3 protein-coding genes are annotated in these 4,237 nt (G+C 63.6%); 2 read left to right on the forward strand and 1 reads right to left on the reverse strand.

Annotated elements, in window-relative coordinates:
• On the forward strand, window positions 1–1,198 hold a 1,198-nt coding region (locus tag VNH11_16800; protein HVA48031.1), incomplete at its 5' end, for a serine/threonine-protein kinase.
• Between the two features lie 137 nt (window positions 1,199–1,335).
• Complete coding sequence (locus VNH11_16805) at window positions 1,336–2,808, forward strand: hypothetical protein (protein ID HVA48032.1); 1,473 nt, start codon at window positions 1,336–1,338, stop codon at window positions 2,806–2,808.
• A 759-nt stretch (window positions 2,809–3,567) separates the two neighbouring features.
• Here the strand turns inward: VNH11_16805 and VNH11_16810 are convergent.
• Window positions 3,568–4,237: GNAT family N-acetyltransferase (locus tag VNH11_16810; GenBank protein HVA48033.1), on the reverse strand; the 670-nt coding region annotated here is incomplete at its 5' end.

Consider the following 4,237-nt stretch of genomic DNA (forward strand, 5'->3'; position numbering starts at 1 on the left):
CGGCGTGGTGCTCAAGGGGTTCGACGCCGCGCTCAACCGTTCTGTGGCCATCAAGCTACTTTCGCCACGATTGGCCGACAGCGGCGCCGCCCGGCGGCGCTTTTCGCGCGAGGCGCAGGCCGCGGCGGCCGTCGTTCACGACAATGTGATGGCCATCCATGCGGTGGCCGAGACGCAGGGGCTTCCTTACCTGGTGATGCCCTACGTGCGCGGCCCCTCGCTGGAAAAGCGGCTGCGCGGCGATGGGCCGCTGGCAGTCGAAGAAGTGCTGCGGGTCGGCATGCAGGTGGCCGCCGGGCTGGCGGCGGCCCATGCCCAAGGGCTGGTGCATCGCGACATCAAGCCGGCCAACATTCTGCTGGAAGAAGGGGTCGAACGCGTCCGAATCACCGATTTCGGGCTGGCCCGCGCCGTCGACGACGCCAGCCTGACCCGCTCCGGCGTGATCGCCGGCACGCCGCAATACATGTCGCCCGAACAGGCCCGCGGCGAGCCGGTCGATCACCGCACCGACCTGTTCAGCCTGGGCTGCGTGCTCTACGCCGCCTGCACCGGCCGTTCTCCCTTTCGGGCGGAAACGTCGTACGGCGTGCTGCGCAAGATCTGCGATAGCGAGCCGCGCGACGTGCGCGAATTGAATCCGGCCGTTCCGCCGTGGCTATGGCGGATGATCGGCCGGCTGTTGGCCAAAGATCCGTCGCAGCGATACGGCTCGGCCGCGGAGGTCGCGGCCCTTTTGGAACGTTGCCTGGCCCATGTGCAGCAGCCGGCGACGGTCGCGCTGCCGGCCGAGCTGAGTGAGCAGGCCGGCGCACTGGCGTTCATGGCCCGCATCGGCCTGCGGGCAGCGATGTTCCTCGTGGCCACGCTGTTGCTAGTTGCCGCGCTGGTGGCATGGAAGCAGCGATTGCCGGTTCAACGCGAACGGCAGACGCAGCACGAGCAACGCGTCGCCGCGACGTCCGCGGATAAACCGGGCGTCGCAGCGCCCTGGAACGACGGAATCAGCGAAAAAATCGAGGCACTGGCCGCCAAGGCGGATCTCGTGGCGCGAGATTGCGTCGACGATCTTTGGAACGACCCGCTGGCCCGACAAATAGGCCGACTGAAAAACGATGTCGAACAACTCGCGGCGCAAGCCGCCGACCATGACCCAACTACGCCGTCACCCAAGCCTGTAAAGGAAGTCCAACCATGAAACGAACACTTACCACTTCTCTTGTTTTAGCCTGCGCCGTCGTCTCTGCAGCTCGTGGGCAGCCACCGTCGAACGGCAGAACGTCTCTCAAAGAAGCGAAACAGCAGTTCCTTCAAGCGGAAGAGCGGATCGGCTTCGTGATCCGCGACGCCATCGTGCAGGACTTTCTCGGCGACCATCCTGGCTCCGAAGGACGTCAGGCGCTGCGCGACAAGCTGCGGCCGGTGCTGGAGGAGAGTTTCGAGGCCCGGCAGCGCCTGCAGCATGCCGAACTTGACGGGTTGCGGCGACGATTGGCCGAAATCGAGCAGGCGGTCGCGGCCCGCGAGAAAAACAAAGAGGTGATTGTCAACACACGGCTTGACAGCCTGCTGCTCGGCATGAGCGGCGGCGGTGAGGTGATAACGAAAACGGTCCGCGTACCGGCAGCCGCGCAACTGCCCAACGGAAGTCAGAATAGGATCACTCTTGATCCGCCGAGTGCGGCCGCCGCACCGGGTGCCATCGGTGTGCCACTGACGGTGCTCAATCCGCAGGTCGTAGAGGCTGCTCAAGCATCTGCGAGCGAGCGAAGCGGGGCTGATTCTGAGGCTGGTCTCGACCTCGAGACGCGTGAGCGACTCGCGCAGGTCGATCTACAGGAGGCCAAAAACGAGCTCGATGCCGCTGAGAAGCAGCTCAAGCGATCGCGGCAGCTTCACAAAACGGGGGCGGCGACACAAAGTCGACTTGATGCGGACGAAAGGGATCTTCACCGCGCCAAGGCGGAACTTGATCGGGCCGAGGTCAAGGTCGAGGGGCTGGCGCGGCAGCGGGCCGAACGCGAATCATCGGCACAGGCTCCAGAAGCCGCCACAAACGAGCGAGGCGAAACGGCTCCCGAGACGCGGTTCGACTTCGAGACCCGCGAGCGGCTGGCGCAACTCGATCTTCAGGAGGCCGAAGCAAATCGCGACGCGGCGCAATTCGACCTTGACAGACATCGCGACGGCAACAAGCAGGCTCCAGGCTCGACTCCGAAAGCCGAGATGAAAATGTTGGAATTAAAGCTCCACCTTGCGGAAGTCCAGTTGCAACGCGCAAAGGTGCAGATCGAGGGTCTTGCCCGGCAGCGGACCGAGCTTAAAGGGTCGGCGGAGGCCGCCGTTACCGAGGCCGAGGCCGAGCAGCAGAAAGCCGCCGCCAAAGTCCGTATTTGCCAGGCGGAGTTCGAGGCGGCTGAGGCGCTCGTCGGCGAACGCCGAGCCGATGTTGAAAGTGCGCAGGTAACGCACGATTATCGCGCGAAAGTGTTCGAGCGCATCAAGAATCTTGTCGCGCAGAGAGGTCTTGAGCAGAGATTGGCCGACGAATCAGAACAAAACCTCGCTGAAGCCAAAGCATCTTTGGCGGCCGCGAAGGCCGCCCTAGTGACCGCTACTGCCAATGTCCGCCAATACAAGGCGGCTATCGACGAAGCGCGGGCCGCGCTGAACGTCGCCGAAGCACGGCTCGGCACGGCCAAGGCCCATCGCGATCGCCTGCTCCATCGTGCAGCCGCGGAAAAGGCGACGGAAGGCAAGCCTGGCATAGACCCGAACGACGAAGGGAACAATTCGTCAACGAACTGATGTCCCCATAGGGTGCGACTGGCCTGCGCTAAATCACGGCTTCCGTGCCTTTCGACGTTATGCTGGTTTTGTTCCCGCCACGATGGGGCTTGCCCCCTCGTTGTTCTACGCAAGTGTTTCAGAGCGGCTACGACCCCTGCCAGCTTGTCTGGCAGGTGAAGCAGTTTGACGGGCTAAGAGTGCCGCCGGGCCGAACGACTTCGACCCCTGCCAGCTTGTCTGGTAGGTGAAGAAGTTTGACGGGCTTAGCATAATGAGCCTTGTAGCCTGTCAAACTTGCGCTCCTGCCGGGCAAGCCGGCGAGGGGGCGGCGTAAAAGTCACCCCGCCCCCTTAGCCTGTCAAACTTGCGCTCCTGCCGGGCAAGCCGGCGAGGGGGGCGGGCATCCCTGGCTAATCGTGTCGGCCGCGTGGGTAAGCCCCGCCGAGCGGAACAAAGGCGGCATCAAGCTTGACCTCGTTCGGTGGTTTCAGAAACAGCGAACGAAGCGGCTCTCCCCCAGCCACCACCGCGAGAGATCGTGCGGCGCCGAGACGAGGCGTTCCGCGTGCGTTGTAAAGCTTCGCCGAACCCGTTCCCATTTCACACTAACCCGAAGCGCAAGCGAGGTTTTGTCGCCTTTTTCACGTTCCTCGCTAGCGCTTCGGGTTGGTGTACGGCACCTGCGTACCGGGTTCGGCGAAGCTTTACCGTGCGTTGCATGTAAACCGTTTCCGCCCAACACGTTACGGCGAACATGGTCGGGCGACAGATCGCTACTCACTCCGGACCGAGATACCGGAACCGGGGCATCGTCTGGCCCGCGACTTCCACCGTCTCCTCGAACATCTCTTTGGGCCGGCACCACAGGCCGCGATCGCCGTAGTGTTGGCGATAGACGACGAGTTCTTCCTCGGTTTCGCTATGGCGCGCGATGCCGAGCGCCAAGTACTCGCGGCCCTTGTAATGCCGGTAGCGACCGGGTTGCAGAATGCCGACGTGCGGCGACGAGGGTCTCGTCGGGGCCGCTTGCTGCGGGACGAGTTGCCGTTTTGTCTCTTGCTTGAAAAGTGTGAAACCGCCCTTCAAGTAGTTGGGCAGCGCGGCCGTGTGATCCAGCGTGCAGGTGTGCAGCCAGAATCGGCGGGGCTGGTAGCTCCAGGCTTGGTCGATCGTCCACTGCAGGAACCACTTGCCCAGTCCTTGGCCGATGAATTCGGGCAGCAGGCCGAACTGAATCAACTCGATCTCGCCCGGCGTGCGCCGATCGAGCTCCGCGAACCCCGCGGGCGTGCCATCGGCATAGAGGACATGCACCTCGTTGAGTTGGTCTTGGATGAGCGCGGCGAGTTCCGCATCGGGACGGCTGCCCCGGCTATGCCAGTTGTAGGCCTCGCCCACGGCGTTATAGAGAAAGCGGTAGAAGCCGACGGTCGGCCGCCTGGCATGG

It is taken from the genome of Pirellulales bacterium (assembly GCA_035533075.1).
GTDB lineage: Bacteria > Planctomycetota > Planctomycetia > Pirellulales > JAICIG01 > DASSFG01.